Genomic DNA, 17,758 nt, shown 5'->3' with positions numbered 1-17,758 from the left:
AGTCAGTTTCGCGAAGGTATTCCTATGAACAGCGCAGCAATTACCGTGACGGGCCTGCGAAAGGCCTACGGCGACAAGACGGTTCTCGACGGCATTGATTTCAGCATCGAGGCCGGTTCGATTTTCTCGCTGCTCGGCCCGAATGGGGCGGGCAAGACGACGACAGTGAATGTATTGACCACGCTGCTGACCGCCGATGGCGGCACGGCGCGCGTCGCCGGGCACGATCTCGCGACCGAACCCGAAGCGGTCCGCGCGGCGATCGGGGTCACCGGTCAATTCGCGGCGGTGGACGATCTGCTGACGGGTGCGGAGAACCTGGAGCTGATGGCGGATATCCACCGGCTGCGCGGCGCCGAGCGCAAGCGGGTGGTCGGCGGGCTGCTTGAACGGTTCGGGCTGGTGGAGTCGGCGCACAAGCGTGCGGCGACCTATTCCGGCGGTATGCGCCGGAAGCTCGACCTGGCGATGACGCTGGTGACCAAGCCACAGATCGTCTTCCTGGACGAGCCGACCACCGGACTCGATCCGCGTAGCCGCCGCTCGCTGTGGGAGATCGTGCGCGAGCTGACCTCCGACGGCGTGACGATCTTCCTCACCACGCAGTATCTGGAGGAAGCCGACCAGCTCGCCGACCGGATCGCGGTGCTCGACCAGGGCCGCATCGTCGCCGAGGGCACCGCCGCCGATCTGAAGCGCCAGATCCCAGGCAGCCACATCCGGCTCCGGTTCGACCACGTCGCCGACCTGGCCGCGGCGGCGGAGGTGGTGCCGGGCGGCACCCGCGACGACGAGGCGCTGACCCTGCGGGTGCCCGGCGACGGCGATACGAAATTCCTTCGGGGCCTACTGAATCGGCTCGACGAATACTCGGTCGAGGCCGCGGAGGTCTCGGTCCACACACCCGATCTCGATGACGTTTTTCTCGCCCTCACCGGGCACGCGACCACGGAGGCCAACGCGTAATGAGCACCATCTCTGCGACCATGACCGATTCGTCGATCATGCTGCGCCGCAATTTCAAGCACACCGCCCGCAATCCAGTCACGATTTTCAACGCCGCGCTGATGCCGGTCGTCATGCTGCTGATTTTCGTCTACGTATTCGGCAGCGCGTTCAATGTCGGCGGGCACTACATCGATTACGCGACACCGGGAATGATCCTGCTCGCCATCAGCTACGGGCTCTCGGGCACCGCGGTGTCGGTGAGCTCCGATATGGCCAAGGGCATCATCAACCGGTTCAAGGTCATGGACGTCTCCCGCGGCGCGGTACTGACCGGACATGTCGTGGCCACCATGCTGACCAACGCGATCGCCATCACCGCCGTCCTCGGCGTTGCCTTCGCGCTCGGCTTCCGGCCCGCCGCGACCGCGCTCGACTGGCTCGGCGCGATCGGCATCATGGCGGCGACCGCGTTCGCGGCCTCCTGGCTCACGGTCGCGCTCGGCATGGCCGCGAAAACCCCTGAGTCCGCTGGCATGTCGGTGGTGCCGCTGATCATGCTGCCCTTCCTGAGCAGCGCGGTCGTCCCCGCCGAACAGATGGGGCAGGGCATCAGGCAGTTCGCGCAGTATCAGCCGTTCACGCCGATCATCGAGGCGCTGCGCGGCTTCCTCGAGGGCAACCCGTCGGGCGGCTACACCGCCGCGGCGCTCGCCTGGGCCGCCGGGTTCGCCATCGTCGGATACCTGTGGTCGCGCGCCACGTTCAGCAAGCGAGCGTAGTGGCGGCCAGTTCGCTCCAGTCCGCTTCCGCACCCGCCCGCATCGCCTCGGTGAAGTCCGCTTCGCCGAGGCGATCTCGTGCCGCCCGTTCGATCCTGGCGATATCCGGCTGGGAGCGATCGGGCAGTCCGCGTACCGCGTCACCCGCCGCGAGCAGTCGCACCGCCAGCTCGTGCCGGTCTGTGCGCAGCGCCAAGTCCGCGACGCCGACCAGTGCGCTGGCGATGACCGGCGCGTGGCCCGCCTCGGTGGCGGCACGGAAGGCCACGGCGTGCTGGGTCCGTGCTTCCTCGAGATCGGCGGCGAGGTAGCCGCGCAGGTTGTGGAACGTCGCGCGGACGTTCGCCTGCTCCGCGGCGCTGCCCAAGATCTTTGTCGCGATACCGATTTCGAGGTGCGCCTGCTCGGTGTCGCCGCGCCAGCGCGCCAGCTCCGCCTTCGCCAGCGCCAGTTCGGCGAGCCCGTTCGGCCACGCGGCCTCATCGGCGCACCGCTGCGCCTCGGCCAGCGCCGCCGCGCTCGCTTCCGCGTCGTCGAGCAGCCAGTACAGCTGGGCCTGCCGCGATCGGATATGGACCGCGTCCTCGATCGTGCCGACCTCGGCGAGCACCGCGATCGCCTGATCGAAAAGCGCACAGGCATCGGCGAATTCGCCCCGGGTGGCGATGCGGTTCGCCAGCTCGTCCAGCGCGAACGAAATCCCCCAGCGCTCACCGAGGGCACGGAACTCGGCGAGCGCCGCCTCGAGATACTCGTCCGCCTCCCGTCCCGGCCTGCCGAGCATGATCCGCATCTTGCCGAGTTGCAGCCCGGCCAGTGCCCGCACCCACGGATCGTCGTCGTCGGTCAGCGGTTCGAACGCGGACAGGATCGCGTCCGGCCCCTGCAGCAGGCGTTCCAGCGCGTCGACGAACCGCACCGCGGGGTGGCGGGATCGGCTGTCCTTGCCGAACCGGTACGCCTTATTGATCCAATCCTGTACGGAGTACTGGTCATTCGGGCCCGAGGACACGAAATGCACGACCAGCGCGTACACCGTGGCCCTGGTGTCGTCGTCCACCTCGCCGGGCAGCTCGGTGGCCGCGATGATCAGCTCCGTGCCCTCGGCCTTGTGGCCGCCGAGCCACCAGTACCAGCCCGCGGCCGCCGCGAGCCGCATCGCCTCGGCCGCATCGCCGTCCGCAAGCGCGCCGCGCATCGCGGCGGCGATGTTGTCGTGCTCGGTCTCCAGTGTGGCGAGCCATGCCAACTGCTCGGCGCGGCGCAGATGCGGCTCCGCGGTGTCGGCGAGCCCGGTGAAATACGCGAGGTGGGCGCGGCGCGCCGAATCCGATTCTCCCGACTCCTCGAGCCGGTCCATGGCGTATTGCCTGATGGTGCCGAGCATTCGATAGCGCGGTCCGCCATCAGCAGTGCCATTTCGGCCGACCTGCAAGCAGTCGCCAGCGGCCGTGAGCAGCAGCGATTTCTCGGTCAGCGTGGTCAGCAGCTCCAGCACCGCCCACTCCTCGGGCCCGCCGTCGATGCCCGCGCACACCCGTTCGGCCGCTTCGAGACTCGCGCCGCCCGCGAACACCGCGAGCCTGCGCAGCACCGTCCGTTCGGCGTCGGTGAGCAGCTCCCAGCTCCAGTCGACGACCGCGCGCAAGGTCCGGTGGTGCGGCAGCGCGGTGCGGCTCCCGCCGGTGAGCAGGCGGAACCGATCGTCGAGCCGGGTGGCGACCTGTTCGAGGGACATGGTGCGCAGCCTGGCCGCGGCCAGCTCGATGGCCAGCGGAATCCCGTCGAGCGCACGGCAGACCCGCGCCAGGTTCGCCAGCGCGGCGGGATCGGCCGCGAGATCCTTGCGCACCGCACCGGCCCGATCCAGCAGCAGCTGCACCGCGGGGGACGATTCGATCTCGCCGTGGGTCGCGTCCTCGGCGGGCAGTGCCAGCGGCGCGATATGCCACAGCGCCTCGCCCGTGATGCCGAGCTGTTCCCTGCTCGTCGCGAGGATCCGCAGCCGGGGGCATTCGCCGAGCAGCCGGTGCGCGAACGCCGCCGCGGCCTCGATCACATGCTCGCAGTTGTCCAGGATCACCAGCGTTTCGCGCTCGCGCAGCGCCGCGACGAGCCGGTCCATCGGTTCCGCGTTCGCGCCGAGCAGCGCGTCGCGCAGCCCGAGCGCGGACAGCGCCGCCTGCGCGATATCGCCGTTCGCGCCGACGGGCGCGAGCTCCACCAGCCAGGCGCCGTGCGGCAGATCGTCGAGCATGGTCCGCGCGGTTTCCAGGGCCAGCCTGGTCTTCCCCGAGCCGCCAGGCCCGGTCAACGTGGTGAGCCGATTGCCCGCGATGAGTTCGCGCACGACGGCGACCTCGGCGTATTTGCCGACGAAGCTGGTCAATTCGGCCCGCAGGTTCGTCCTTCGGTCCTGCTTCTTCGCTTCCGTCTCACCGCGCAGCAGCGCGACGTGCAGTGCGGATAGCTCCGGTGACGGGTCGACGCCCAGCGTGTCGGCGAGTGCCTCCCGCGCACGCTGATAGACCATCAGCGCCTCGGTGCCACGGCCCGCGGCGCCGAGCGCGCGCATCAGCGCGGCGGCGAGCCGCTCCCGCACCGGATTCCGGGCCACCAGCTCGGTCAGCTCGGCGATCACCTCCGCGCCGCGGCCGAGGCGGATCTCCGCTTCGTACCGATCCTCCATGGCGGCGAGGCGCAGGCCATTCAGCCTGGTGATCACCGCCTCGAACGCTTCGCTGTCCTGGATGCCGACGTCCTGCATCAGCGGGCCGCGCCACAGTTCGAGCGCCTCGCGCAGCGCCTCGGCCTGATAGGTGTCGCCGCCGCCGCGTGCCTGTTCGAGCAGCCGCTCGAAACGGATGGCGTCCACGTCGTGCGGCTCGACGGCCAGCCGGTAGCCGCCCGCCTGCGCGTCGAGCGATCCGTCCGGCAGCAACTTCCGCAGCCGGGAAACCAGCGCCTGCAAGGCGTTCGCCGCGTCGGCAGGCGGCTGCTCACCCCAGATCCAGTCGACCAGCCCCGCTTTCGAGACCACGCGACCGGGGTCGAGCGCCAGAGCGACAAGCAGCGCCCGCAACCGGGTGCCTGGTATCTCGATCGATCCGCCGTCATCGGTCCGGATATCGAGCGGGCCAAGCATTCCGATCTGCACCGGGCCATTCTGCCGTGAGCATCGGACGTGTCGGCCGCCGACTGCGCGATCCGACCCGCTTTATCGGCTGTGAACAGGCAGAACGCCACGTCAGCCGACGTATCAGATGGCTGTCAGCCCGGTATCAGCCGGGCTGGCGAATGTAGTCACATCAACCGAACGCACCGCCCCGCAGGAGTATCGAAATGACCACTTTCCAGACCCCGAACCCGATCGCCGTCACCGTCGACGTGCTCTCCGCCACCGTCACCGTCATCGCCTCGGACCGCACCGATACCGTCGTCGACGTCCGGCCCGCCGATGCCACCAAGAAGGGTGACGTGCGCGCCGCCCAGCAGACCAAGGTCGATTTCGCCGCGGGTGCGCTGACCGTGAAGACGCCCAAGGATTGGCGGACCTACACCGCGTTCGGCGGCAACCCGACCATCGACGTGACCATCGAGGTGCCCACCGGCTCCCGCCTCGGCGGCACCGCCGGTGTCGGCAGGCTGCTCGGCGTCGGCGAATTCGGCCAGTGCGATCTGGAGGTGGCCGCTGGCGACATCATCGTGGAGCGCACCAGCGGTGCGGTCACCGCGAAGGTCGCCAAGGGCGATATCCGCATCGGCGAGGCATCGCGCGGCGAGCTGCGGCTGGAAACCGCCATGGGCGAGCTGGAGGTGGGTATCCACCCGGGCAGCGCGGTCCGGCTGGAGACCAGCGCCATGCACGGCAGCGTGCAGAACCAGATGCTCCCCGTGGCGAACAAGAGCGCGGACACCGTGCAGGTGTTCGCGCGAAACTCTTACGGCAACATCATCGTTCGCCACGCGACCGCCGCCTAGGCCAAGGGGAAATTCGATGACTGAAACAGTTCCCGTTCCGCACGGTCTGCCGATGGAGCGCACCGCGGGCCCGTTCGACCCGCCGCGTGAAATCACCCTGTTGCGCGAGGCCCGCCCGGTCAGCCCGCTGGTCTTCCCCGACGGTCATGAGGGCTGGCTCGTCACCGGCTATGACGCGGTCCGCCAGCTGATGGCCGACACCCGGTTCAGCTCGCGCCAGGACATCGGCGTCATCCACGTGCCGTACGAGACCCCCGGCATGCCCGTGCAGACCGAACCTTCGCCGCAGCTGCCCGGTCTGTTCGTCTCGATGGACCCGCCGGACCACACCCGGCTGCGGCGCAAGCTGACCGGCGCCTTCACCGTCCGGCGCATGAAGCAGCTCGAGGACCACATCGCCGAGATCACCGAGCAGCGGCTGGACGAGCTGGCGCGCCTGACTCCGCCGGTCGACCTGGTGCAGGAGTTCGCGCTGCCGGTGCCCTCGCTGGTGATCTGTGAGCTGCTGGGCGTCCCCTACGCGGATCGTGCGAATTTCCAGGCCAACTCCGCCCAGTTCCTGGTCAGAGATCAGACACTCGACGAGAAGATGGCCGCGTTCGGCGCGATGCACGGCTATCTGACGGATCTGGTTACGCGTAAGCGCGCCGAACCCGGCGAGGACATCCTGTCCGACCTGGCCCGCGATGACGACGTCAGCATCGAGGAGCTCACCGGCATCGCCTTCCTGCTGCTGCTCGCCGGTCACGAGACCACCGCGAACATGTTGGCGCTGGGCACTTTCGCGCTGCTCGAGCATCCGGAGCAGCTCGCCGAGCTGCGCGCCGACCTCGAGCTGATGCCCGATGCCGTCGAGGAGCTCATGCGCTACCTGTCCGTCGCCGATATCTTCTACCGCTACGCCACCGATGACATCGAACTCGGCGGCGAGGTGATCGCCAAGGGATCGACCGTCGTCGTCTCGCTGCTCGCCGCCAACCACGACCCCAAGCGCTTCGATGATCCGGACACCCTGGACCTGCACCGCAAGGCCCGCGGACACCTGTCCTTCGGCCACGGCGTGCACCAGTGCCTCGGCCAGCAGCTGGCCCGCATCGAGATGCGCGCCGGGTTCGCCGGGCTGCTGCGCCGCTTCCCCACGCTCGCGCTCGCCATTCCCGCGGCGGAGGTGAAGCTGCGGACCGATATGAACATCTACGGCGTCCACGAACTGCCGGTCACCTGGACCGAAGGGTAGAAATTCGCCGTCAGCGAACGGTCGGCTCGGGCCGGAACAAAGCGGAACCGCGTGGGGTTGACAAGGCATCGCTCAACTTTTGAGCCCAGTGATTTGGAAAGGGTCGAAGCCGTGACTACACCACAGAACCTGCCGGTGCTGTTCCTGACCGATCCGATCGTGCTGCCGGGCATGGTCGTGCCCATCGAACTCGACGAAGCCGCGCAGGCCGCGATCGACGCCGCGCGTGCCGCCAAGGAGAGCCAGGTGCTCATCGCGCCACGGCTCGACGAGGGTTACGCCACCTACGGCGTGGTCGCCACCATCGAACAGGTCGGCCGGATGCGCGGCGGCGCGCCTGCCGCGGTCCTCAAGGCCGAGCGCCGCGCGAAGATCGGTCACGGCGTGACCGGTCCCGGCGCCGCGCTGTGGGTCGAGGCCGAACCGGTCGACACCCCGCCCGCCGACGGCAGGACGAAAGAGCTTGCCACCGAATACAAGAAGCTGGTCGTCTCGGTGCTGCAGCGCCGCGAGGCCTGGCAGATTGTCGACGCGGTCAACCAGCTCGACGATCCGTCGGCCATCGCCGACACCGCGGGCTACGCGTCCTACCTGACCGCGGAGCAGAAGCGTGAACTGCTCGAAACCCCGGACACCGCACAGCGTTTGCGCACGCTGATCGACTGGACCAAGGCGCATATCGCCGAGGCCGAGGTCACCGAGAAGATCAGCGACGACGTCCGCGAAGGTCTGGAGAAGAGCCAGCGCGAATTCCTGCTGCGCCAGCAGCTCAACGCGATTCGCAAGGAGCTCGGCGAGGACGAGCCGGACGGCGCGGAGGACTACCGTACCCGCGTCGAGGCGGCCGACCTGCCGGACAACGTGCGCGCCGAGGCGCTGCGCGAGGTGGGCAGGCTGGAGCGGGCCAGCGATCAGAGCCCGGAATCCGGCTGGATCCGCACCTGGCTCGATACCGTGCTCGAGCTGCCGTGGACGGTGAAAACGACGGACAGCACCGATGTTTCGGCCGCCCGCGCCGTACTCGACGCCGATCACCACGGCCTCGACGAGGTGAAGGACCGGATGGTCGAGTACCTGGCCGTGCGTTCGCGGCGTGCCTCGCGCGGTCTGGACGTCGTCGGCGGACGCGGCTCCGGCGCGGTGCTCGCGCTGGTCGGTCCGCCCGGTGTCGGCAAGACCTCGCTGGGTGAGTCCGTGGCACGGGCCATGGGGCGCAAGTTCGTCCGCGTCGCACTCGGCGGCGTCCGCGACGAGGCCGAGATCCGTGGCCACCGCCGCACCTACGTCGGCGCGCTGCCCGGCCGGATCGTCCGTGCGATCAAGGAATCGGGATCGATGAATCCCGTTGTCCTGCTGGACGAGATCGACAAGGTCGGCTCCGACTTCCGCGGCGATCCCGCGGCGGCGCTGCTCGAGGTGCTCGATCCGGCGCAGAACCACACGTTCCGCGACCACTACCTCGACCTGGATCTCGACCTGTCCGACGTGCTGTTCATCGCGACGGCCAACGTCATGGAGACCATCCCCGGCCCCCTGCTGGACCGGATGGAGCTCATCACGGTCGACGGCTACACCGAGGACGACAAGGTCGCCATCGCGCGTGACTTCCTGGTGCCGAGGCAGCTGGAGCGCAATGCGCTGACGGCGGACGAGGTTTCGATCACCGAGGCGGCGCTGCGCGAGATCGCGGCGAACTACACCAGGGAAGCCGGTGTGCGGCAGATGGAGCGCCTGATCGCGAAGGCGTTGCGCAAGGCCGCGACTCGGCTGTCCGAGGACGGTTTCGAGGAAATCGTCAGCGCCGGACTGGGTTACGACGTGACCCTGGGTTACGACGTGCGCCCGGAGGGCGAAAGCGATTCGCTGACCATCGATCTCGGTGATCTGAAAGACTACCTCGGCCGTCCGCGGTTCACCCCGGATTCGGTGGAGCGCACCGCGGTTCCCGGCGTGGCGACCGGTTTGGCGGTGACCGGGCTCGGTGGCGACGTGCTCTACATCGAGGCCAATGCCGCCGAGGGTGAGCGCTCGTTGACCCTGACCGGCCAGCTCGGCGACGTCATGAAGGAGTCGGCGCAGATCGCCCTCACCTACGTGCGTTCGCACCTGGCGGAGATCGGCATCGAGCCGTCGGTGCTCGACCGCAACATCCACATCCACTTCCCGGCGGGTGCGGTGCCGAAGGACGGTCCTTCGGCGGGCGTCACCATGGTCACCGCCCTGGTGTCGCTGGCGCTGGGCAGGCAGGTGCGCGCGGACGTCGGCATGACCGGTGAGGTCACGCTGAACGGCCGGGTGCTGCCGATCGGCGGGGTGAAGCAGAAGCTGATGGCCGCGCAGCGCAGCGGCCTGAAGACGGTGTTCATCCCGGCGCGCAACGAGCCGGATCTGGACGAGGTCCCGGCCGAGGTGCTCGCCGCGCTGGATGTGCGTCCCGTCGCGGACGTGGCCGACATCCTGGCCTACGCCATCGAGCCGGTCGCCGAACCGGCGCTGGATGGTCCGGCCTTCGCCAAGTAAGACGCTGCCGGGCGGAGCCCGTCCTCGGTCCGCGCATGGCCGGAGCGAGGGCGGAGGTACGCCCTGATCAGTTCGCGGGAACGAGCCGTACGCCGTCTTTCCGGACGGTGTGCGGCTCGTCGGCGTTTCGGCGGGCGAGCAGCGAAACCGTTGTGCGCGTGTGTCATCTCGCGCGACTCGGAATGCGAAGGTGGCGCCACCGCGATGCAAGGGTGGTGCAAGCACCTGTTCCGACCATGAGGGCATGACTTCTACGCAGCGGGTTCCGGTACTGATCGCCGGCGGCGGCCTGGTCGGGTTGTCGGCCGCCCTGTTCCTCGAATATCACGACGTGCCCTACCTCCTGGTCGAGCGCAGGGCGACCACGTCGGTGCTGCCGCGTTCCCGTGGCCTGCACACCAGGACCGGCGAGTTGTTCCGCCAGCTCGGGATCGAGACCAGGATCCAGCAGGCCGCGGCCACCGCGCTCGCGGCGGGCCGGTTCGGTGGCGCGAGCCGGGGGACATCGCTGCTCGACGCCGAAGCATTGGACCTTTCCGGATTTGTCGCCTCGCTCGGCGTCGCCGACCCGAGCCCGGCACAGTTCTGCTTCCTGCCCCAGGATCTGCTCGAACCGGTGCTGGCCGATACGGCGCGCCGGCGCGGTGGCGAGCTGTGCTTCGGTGTCGAGCTCATCGACTTCGACGAGGACGACACGGGTATCACCGCGACGGTGCGGGACGAGGCGGGTGGACTCTCGGCCGTGCGTGCCGATTACCTGATCGCCGCCGACGGTGCGGGCAGCCCGATCCGGCGCGCGCTCGGCATCACCGGCTGGCAGCTGCCGCCGACCCACCACTACATCAACGTCTTCGCCCGCGTCGATCTCGCCGCGGTACTCAGCGGGCGCACCTTCAGCCAGTGCGAGATTCGCAACGATCGGGTGCGCGGGCTCGTGCTGTCCAAGAACAACACCGACGAATGGTCGTTCCACCTCGAATACGACCCGCGCACCGAGACATTCGCGGACTATCCCGCAGAGCGATGCGCCGATCTGGTGCGCGCACTCATCGGCGTGCCCGATATCGAGGTCCAGATAGTGGCCGCAAGTGCTTGGGACACCGGAACTTTCGTGGCCGACCGCTACCGCCACGGCCGGGTCTTCCTGGTCGGTGACGCCGCGCACCGCCACGCGCCATGGGGCGGCTACGGCGGCAACACCGGCGTCGCCGACGCGCACAACCTCGCCTGGAAACTCGCGGCCGTACTGTCCGGCACGGCGGGTGAGGCGCTGCTCGACACCTACCAGGCCGAACGCCACCCGCGCGCGGTGATCGCCGCCGAGCAGGCCAGGATCGGCACCGACTTCCTCGCCCGCTACGGCATCGAAACCCCGGACAACGCCGCCGATCTGGCGCTGCGCCTCGAACTCGGCACGGTCATGACCAGATTCCGGTACCGTTCCGCGGCCGTCCTCGGCGAGCCGTGCACCAGCCAGCACGTCGACCGGCTCACGGGCCAGGTGGGAACCAGGTTGCCGCACTTGTGGATCGACACTTCCCGTACCATCTCGACCCTCGACCTCTGCGGCCCCGGCTACGCCCTGCTCGTCGCCGGAACCTCCGCCGCCTGGCGCGATGCCGCGGCAAAAGCACAGCGCGACACCGGAATCGACATCGCAGTGCATGCACTCCCCGCTGCGGACTGGACCGCGTCCACCGGACTCCCCGAGGGCGGAGCGCTCCTGGTGCGCCCGGACATGCACATCGCCGCCCGCTCCGACGAAGGCATGCACCCGCCGGCGTTCACTCAGGTCCTCCGGTCGCTCACCGGCCGGCCCTCCGCCGCCGCACCGGCTTCGATGCACGCCGCAACCGCCTGACCTGTATGGCCGACACCCGAGATCCCCTGCGCCCCTTGCCCAAAACCCTGGCTTCACGTGAAACAACGGCACGCCAGATCAACCGCACATCGCTGCCGCCCCGCCTTGGTACTGCCATGCCGCGCACGAATCGACGACCCGCGCGAGGACTGCCGCGTCGCGCACGGACTACACCGCCGCGCACGAATTGCGGGCGAAATCGATGCGCGGCGCTATGAAAGGTGCGTCGTGATCGTGGCTCAGTCGGTGGGCGGTTGATTGCCGTTAGGTAGGTTGCGGTCGACGGTGCGTGCGGTGCCCTGGGCGACGGCGCACAGCACTGGTGTGGAATCGGTGCTCTCGGCGTAGATTTCGCAGTTCACCACGGCTTGTCGGCGGGTGGATGCGGTGACCACGGCCTCGATGCGCAGGTGGGTTCCGGCGGCCGGGCGTAGGTAGGTGATGCTGAATCCGCCGGTGAGGACGTTCGCGCCGAGGACGGTGCCCGCCGCGTAGGTGAGTGCGTTGTCGGCGGCGTAGGCGAGAACGCCGCCGTGTACGAAACCGAACTGCTGGCCGAGTTCGGGGCGGATCGGGATCACCAGGGTCGCGGCGCCGTCACCGAATGCGGTGATCTCGGTGCCGACCAGCTGCGCGAACGGCTGAGCGGCCAGCACCTGCCTGGCGAGATCGATATCGAGGGTGGGCGTTGTCATCGGGTGCCTTTCGTGCGTCGCGCCGGCTTCCGTGGCGCGGGATCCGGTTGGCCGGGCGGCTTCGCGGGCCTCTTGTGGCTATCCGTGCCGAGTGCCGACCATGCGGCGGCGGCCAGTTCGTCCGCGACTGTCGTTGGCGCGCTGCGCATGTCGCCGCCGAGCCATTGACGTGTGTACTCCTGGGCCGGGCCGAGCCAGAGGGCGTAGACGAGGTCGAGGTCGAGATCGCGGACCGTGCCGTATCCGGCGTGCGTGCGGTACCAGCGCGTCACGTTGGTCATGAACTCGCGGTTGCTCTCGCTCGTGCGTACGCCGGGCGGCCGCGCGGAGGTGAGCACCATTGCGCGGTACTGGTTTTCGGTGACCCAGCGCAGATGGACGCGCACCACCGCGGCGATCCCCGCCCCCGCGTCGGCGCTGTCGCCGAGTGCGCTCCAGAAATGCCGCTGATAGTCGGCGAGCGCATGCGCCCATACCTCGCGATACAGCTCCGCCTTGTCCGGAAAGTGGTGGTAGAGGGCCCCGACGCTGGCGCCCGCCGCGTCGCGGATCTGAGTCAGCGTCGCCTCCAGCGCGCCCCGCTCCGCGAACTGCCGCTCGGCCGCGAGCAGCAACCGATCTCGAATCTTCATATCCAGAATTTAGTTCTGTTTTCCGCACCGCACAATGCCCGGAAGTGCCGATCCATCCGGATATCCGCTGGAAGTCACCGCGGTGCGGTAAGAACGGACGTATGCCCAGGTGGCTGTTGCACGTCGATCTCGACCAGTTCCAGGCGGCGGTGGAGTTCCGCCGCCATCCGGAGCTGCGCGGGCGGCCGGTGATCGTCGGCGGCAACGGCGATCCGAACGAGCCACGCAAGGTGGTCACCTGCGCGTCCTATCCGGCCCGCGCGTTCGGGGTTCGCGCGGGCATGGCCCTGCGTTCGGCGCTGCGCAAGTGCCCGGAGGGCGTCTTCCTGCCGCTGGATATGGTCGCCTACGAGGAGGCGTCCGACGAGGTGATGTCGCTGTTGCGCACCTTCCCCGGCCGCGTCGAGGTATGGGGCTGGGACGAGGCGTTTCTCGCCGCCGACACCGACGACCCGGAGGCGCTGGCCCGCGAGATCAGGTCCGCCGTTGCCGCATTGGATCTGACCTGCGCGATCGGCATCGGCGACAACAAGCTCACGGCGAAACTGGCCACCGGTTTCGCCAAGTCGTCCGGAAAATCCTCGACGGAGCCGGGACTCGGTGCGGCCGAAGGGATGTTCCGGCTCACCGCCGACAATTGGGTCGAGGTGATGGCGCATCGGCCGACGAATGCGTTGTGGGGCATCGGCGCTCGGATCGCCGCTCGCCTCGCCGAGCTCGGTATCGAGACCGTCGCGGATCTGATGGCCGCCGATCGCCACCGCCTCGCCGCCGAATTCGGGCCGAACACCGGCCCCTACCTCTGGGTGCTCGGCCACGGCAAGGGCGATACCGAGGTCACCACCGAGCCGCGAATACCGGTGGGCCGCAGTAAGTCCGAGACCTTCCCGCACGACCTCACCGACCGTGCCGAGATCGACGAGCAGGTGGCGCGGCTGGCCAAGGAGGTCGCCGAGGAGATGGCCGCGGCGGGCCGGATCAGCGTGCGCGTCTCGGTCACCGTGCGCAGCAACACCTTCTACACCCGCAGCAAACAGGAGAAGTTGCCGCGGCCGACCACCGATATCGACGAGATCGTCGACACCGCAGTACGCATCGTCGGCCGGTTCGAGCTGGATCGGCCGGTCCGGCTGCTCGGCGTGCGCCTCGAACTCGTCCCGGAGTAGATGCGCGCGACCGGCTGCCGTCGCTCGTATGCTCGTCTGCATGGAGTTCTGGGCGATGGTGGCACACGAATCGGACAGCGGGATCGTGCTGACGCGGCAGCAGGTCGACGAGGATTTTCTCGGACCTGGCGACGTCACGATCAAGGTGCACTATTCGAGCGCGAACTACAAGGATGGGCTGGCGATCACGGCGGGCGGCGGAGTCGTCCGCAAGTACCCGATCGTGCCCGGTATCGACATCACCGGTGAGGTCGTCTCGTCCGACGACGACGAGTTCGCCCCCGGCGACCTGGTGGTGGCGCACGGCTACGACATCGGCGTCTCGCACAACGGCGGCTACGCCGAATACGCCAGGGTGCCGGCCGACTGGGTGGTCAAGCTGGAGGGTCTGAGCACCCGCGACGCCGCCGCGATCGGCACCGCCGGTTTCACCGCGGCGCTGAGCGTGCAGGCGCTGCTCGACCGCGGCCTCACCCATGAGGCGGGCGCCATCCTGGTCACCGGCGCCACCGGCGGCGTCGGCACCGTCGCCATCGATATCCTCTCCGGCCTCGACTTCGAGGTGATCGCCTCCACCGGTAAGACCGACGCGAACGAGCTGCTGTCCGAAATCGGGGCCAACGAGGTGATCGGCAGGCTGCCGGAGGATCCCGCCGCCAAACTCCGCCCGCTGGCCAAGGCACAGTGGGCGGGCGCGATCGATAGCGTCGGCGGCCGCTCGCTCGCCTACATTCTCAGCGCCATCGGTTACGGCGGTGCGGTCGCGGCCAGCGGTCTCACCGGCGGCTCCGACCTGCCGACCACCGTGATGCCGTTCATCCTGCGCGGTGTCGCCCTGATCGGTATCGACTCGGCCTACGTGCCGATCGAGAAGCGCCGCGAGGTCTGGGCCGCGCTCGGCAAAGAGCTGCGCCCACAGCATCTTTCGACGCTGGAGCGCTACGCGCCGGTCACCGAGGCCACCACCGTGCTGCACGCCATCCAGTCCGGTACGCACACCGGCCGCACCGTGCTCGGCGTCGCCGGGGAATTCTGATCGGGCAGTAGACGATTCCGGCCCGCCACCCAGGGACGGGTGGCGGGCCGGGCCGCTTGTTGCGCGAAAATCTATGGCGCCGAGAACAATCCCTTGGCGAGCACCGGCCACGACGAGTGCAGGTCGTCCTGCCAGTAGCCCCAGGAGTGGGTGCCGGTCGGGCGGTAGACGAAGGTCGCCGGGATGCCGAGCTGGTTCAGCCGGTTGTTCAGGTTGAGCGTCATCACGCCGACGCCCGCCTCGATCACCCCGCCGAGCGCGACCGTCTTCGGGGTGTCCTCCGGCGCCTCCATCCGGAACTTGCCGCCCGGCAGGTCGTAGACGCCGGGGATGCCGGTGCCGGTGGAGGCGAAAAGGTTGATGCCGCGCAGCTTTTCCGCGTTCAGCATCGGGTCGTTGGCCGACCAGAGCGGGCCGCCCACCGGGCCCCACATGTTGGTGACGTCGCCGTCGCCGTAGGTCTCGACGACGGCCTTGACCAGGCGCTGGCCGATCGGGTCGCTGGTCTGGTAGATGCCGCTGTATACGGCGGCGCTGCGGTACAGCTCGGGCTTGGCGATCGCGAGGTTGAGCACCGAGGCGCCCGCCATCGACAGGCCCGCGATGGCATTGACCTTGTTGGTGCCGAGCGCGGCGTCGATCAGCGGCGGTAGCTCCTCGTTGAGGAAGGTCTGCCACTTGTTGACGCCGAGCACCGGGTCCGGCGCGATCCAGTCGGTGTAGAAGCTCCATGCGCCGCCGAGCGGCTGCACCACGTTGATGTTCTTGTCGCCGAGAAACGACAGCGCGTCGGTGTTCTGCCGCCAGGTCGCATTGTCCACGCCACCGCCGCCGCCGTGCAGCAGGTACAGCGTCGGGCGCGGCACCGAGGTGTCGCTCGGTCGCAGCACATCCACCGCGATCAGCTTGTTCATCGCGGCGGAGCGCACCTGTAGTCGCAGGCTGCGCGCATCCTTCACCTCGACGCGCTCGAGCGTGGAGCCGTCCGCCGAGGGCGGCACGCTCGTCACCACCCCCGGGTCGGCGGCGGGCTCCGCCATCGCGGGATACCCGCCGACGCCGATTGTCAGCGCGGCCAATAACGCAGGCAGCACACGCCTACCCATTCGACGGTTCAACACCCACCCCTTCGAGATCGCGGCACAAACAGGCCCAGCTGTGGCCCGCTCTGCTGATCGGCGCCAAGCCCGCTCTCGTTACTACCGGAAAGTACTGGCGCACAGCAAAAGCCCGGTTCGATCGGATGTCCGATCGAACCGGGCTCAATGTATCTCGTTGCGCTACTGCGCGTTCACCAACTCGTCGGCCTCGGTCACCGGCGCCTCGGTCTTGCGATTGCGCATGACGAACAGGGCGAGGACCGCCGCGGCGAAGATGCCCGCCGCACCCGCGAGGAAGCTGGCCGACATCGCGGTGCTGAACGCCTCGCGGGCGGTGCCGATCAGCGCGCTGTCGCCGGTGCTCGCGGCAACAGCCAGCGCGTCGCCGATCGAATTCCGCGCGGCCTCGGGGGCCGAATCCGGCATGGCGCCGGTGAAGGTGCTGGACAGGATGCTGCCGAGTACGGCGATGCCGAGCGCCGCGCCCGCCTGCTGGATGGTGTCGTTGAGCGCGGAACCGACACCCGCCTGCTCGTGCGGAACCGCGCCCATCAGTGCCGACACCGCCGCGGGCTGGGCCATACCCGCACCTGCACCGAGGATGACCAGCGCGAGTGCCAGCATCCCGAAGCCGCTGTCGGCGGAGAGGTTCGCCAGCAGCACCAAGCCCGCGGTGGAGATCAGCATGCCGGTGACGGCGAGGGTGCGGTTGCCGATCTTGGTGCCGAGTGCGGCGCCCAGCGCGTTGAACAGAATGGAGGCGATCATCATCGGGATGAACGACAGGCCCGCCTTGGTCGGCGAGTAGCCGAGCACGAACTGCAGGTACTGGGTAAGGACAAGCAGCAGACCACCATTGGCGACCTGCACCAGGGTCAGCGACAGGCTGCCACCGGCGAAATCACGGTTGCGGAACAGGTTCAGCGGCACCATCGGGTGCTCGACGCGCTTCTCCCAGATCACGAATCCGACGATGCTGAGCACCGCGATCGCCAGGGTGATCAGCGTGCTCGCGTGATCGAAGCCGCCCTTGGGGAATTCGATGATGGTCCACACCAGCGCGGTCATGCCGACCGCCGAGAGCAGCGCACCCGGCACATCGGGCTTGGTCCACGGGCCCTTGGACTCCGGCATCAGCACCAGCGCCGCGATAATGGCGACCACCGCCACCGGAATATTGATCAAAAACGCCGCGCCCCACCAGAAGTGCGCGATCAGCACACCGCCCAGCACCGGGCCGCCGACGAGTCCGAGCACCGACGCGGCGCTCCAGGCGCTCATCGCCTTGCGGCGCTCCGTCTCGTCGAACACCGTGATCAGGATCGACAGCGTGCTCGGCAGCACCAGCGCACCGCCGACGCCCATGACCGCGCGGGCCGCGATCATCTCGCCGGGGTTGGCGGCGAGCGTCGCGCCCAGTGAGGCCAAGCCGAACAGGGCCAGGCCGATGATCATCACCCGGCGCCTGCCGAACCGGTCGGCCAGGCTGCCCGAGGTGAGCAGCAGGCCGGCGAAGACCAGGATGTAGGAATCCAGGATCCACTGGATGTCCTGTGCGCTCGCGCCGAGATCCTCGGCCAGCGGCGGCACCGCCACCGCGAGCACGAAGTTGTCGATGACCAGGACCAATGTGCTCAGGCACAGCACGATGAGAATCCACCAGCGCCGCGGGTCGCGGATCGCGTTCGTGTCCATCGGAAGCTCTTTTCTCGCAGTCTTGCGTACAGCGTTTGCTTGTTGGGAACACTGTACTCATGAATTCGAAGCGTTCGCAAGTGCGAACGGCGTGCGCTATGCTGGTGG

13 protein-coding genes are annotated in these 17,758 nt (G+C 68.6%); 8 read left to right on the top strand and 5 right to left on the bottom strand.

What is annotated here, in order from left to right; translation table 11 throughout:
* The first annotated feature begins 24 nt into the window (after positions 1–24).
* Positions 25–966 (top strand): ATP-binding cassette domain-containing protein, encoded by a 942-nt coding sequence (locus ACIG5A_RS23635; RefSeq protein WP_397243415.1) that lies wholly within the window; start codon positions 25–27, stop codon positions 964–966.
* The gene (locus tag ACIG5A_RS23630) at positions 966–1,727 is read left to right on the top strand and encodes an ABC transporter permease (protein ID WP_397243413.1); all 762 of its coding nucleotides are present in this window, start codon (positions 966–968) and stop codon (positions 1,725–1,727) included. Before ACIG5A_RS23635 ends, ACIG5A_RS23630 begins: the two co-directional genes overlap by 1 nt.
* Here ACIG5A_RS23630 and ACIG5A_RS23625 read toward each other — a convergent pair.
* Entirely contained in the window at positions 1,711–4,884 is a 3,174-nt protein-coding gene (locus ACIG5A_RS23625; protein ID WP_397243411.1) for a BTAD domain-containing putative transcriptional regulator, read from the bottom strand. The genes ACIG5A_RS23630 and ACIG5A_RS23625 overlap by 17 nt on opposite strands.
* Before the next feature lie 185 nt (positions 4,885–5,069).
* Here ACIG5A_RS23625 and ACIG5A_RS23620 point away from each other — a divergent pair, with 185 nt between their 5' ends.
* The 4 genes from ACIG5A_RS23620 to ACIG5A_RS23605 all read left to right on the top strand — a co-directional run bounded on the left by ACIG5A_RS23620 (position 5,070) and on the right by ACIG5A_RS23605 (position 11,326).
* Entirely contained in the window at positions 5,070–5,708 is a 639-nt protein-coding gene (locus ACIG5A_RS23620) for a hypothetical protein (protein WP_397243409.1), read from the top strand.
* Between the two features lie 16 nt (positions 5,709–5,724).
* Positions 5,725–6,945 (top strand): cytochrome P450, encoded by a 1,221-nt coding sequence (locus ACIG5A_RS23615; protein ID WP_397243407.1) that lies wholly within the window; start codon positions 5,725–5,727, stop codon positions 6,943–6,945.
* Positions 6,946–7,116: 171 nt separating this feature from the next.
* Entirely contained in the window at positions 7,117–9,465 is a 2,349-nt protein-coding gene (gene lon, locus ACIG5A_RS23610) for an endopeptidase La (RefSeq protein ID WP_397243976.1), read from the top strand.
* A gap of 244 nt (positions 9,466–9,709) precedes the next feature.
* Positions 9,710–11,326, top strand: coding sequence for an FAD-dependent monooxygenase (locus ACIG5A_RS23605; RefSeq protein WP_397243405.1), 1,617 nt, complete (start codon positions 9,710–9,712; stop codon positions 11,324–11,326).
* 239 nt (positions 11,327–11,565) lie between these two features.
* Here ACIG5A_RS23605 and ACIG5A_RS23600 read toward each other — a convergent pair whose 3' ends face one another.
* Both ACIG5A_RS23600 and ACIG5A_RS23595 read right to left on the bottom strand, forming a co-directional pair.
* Complete coding sequence (locus ACIG5A_RS23600) at positions 11,566–12,021, bottom strand: PaaI family thioesterase (protein WP_397243403.1); 456 nt, start codon at positions 12,019–12,021, stop codon at positions 11,566–11,568.
* Positions 12,018–12,653, bottom strand: coding sequence for a TetR/AcrR family transcriptional regulator (locus ACIG5A_RS23595; RefSeq protein WP_397243401.1), 636 nt, complete (start codon positions 12,651–12,653; stop codon positions 12,018–12,020). The genes ACIG5A_RS23600 and ACIG5A_RS23595 overlap by 4 nt, the downstream gene beginning before the upstream one ends.
* Positions 12,654–12,754: 101 nt before the next feature.
* On the opposite strand from ACIG5A_RS23595, the gene ACIG5A_RS23590 reads away from it, so the two are divergent.
* On the top strand, positions 12,755–13,819 hold the full coding sequence (locus ACIG5A_RS23590) for a DNA polymerase IV (RefSeq protein WP_397243399.1): 1,065 nt from the start codon (positions 12,755–12,757) through the stop codon (positions 13,817–13,819).
* Between the two features lie 40 nt (positions 13,820–13,859).
* Complete coding sequence (locus ACIG5A_RS23585; RefSeq protein ID WP_397243397.1) at positions 13,860–14,855, top strand: oxidoreductase; 996 nt, start codon at positions 13,860–13,862, stop codon at positions 14,853–14,855.
* A 71-nt stretch (positions 14,856–14,926) separates the two neighbouring features.
* On the opposite strand, the gene ACIG5A_RS23580 is transcribed toward ACIG5A_RS23585, so the two are convergent.
* Both ACIG5A_RS23580 and ACIG5A_RS23575 read right to left on the bottom strand, forming a co-directional pair.
* Positions 14,927–15,961, bottom strand: a complete 1,035-nt coding sequence (locus ACIG5A_RS23580) for an alpha/beta hydrolase (protein ID WP_397243395.1) — start codon at positions 15,959–15,961, stop codon at positions 14,927–14,929.
* A gap of 174 nt (positions 15,962–16,135) precedes the next feature.
* The gene (locus ACIG5A_RS23575) at positions 16,136–17,650 is read right to left on the bottom strand and encodes a DHA2 family efflux MFS transporter permease subunit (RefSeq protein WP_397243393.1); all 1,515 of its coding nucleotides are present in this window, start codon (positions 17,648–17,650) and stop codon (positions 16,136–16,138) included.
* Positions 17,651–17,758 lie beyond the last annotated feature (108 nt).

This window comes from Nocardia sp. NPDC052566, assembly GCF_044547285.1.
Taxonomy (GTDB): Bacteria; Actinomycetota; Actinomycetes; order Mycobacteriales; family Mycobacteriaceae; genus Nocardia.
The sequence above is the reverse complement of the archived record's forward strand: the minus strand, read 5'-3'. Positions and strand labels throughout refer to the sequence as shown.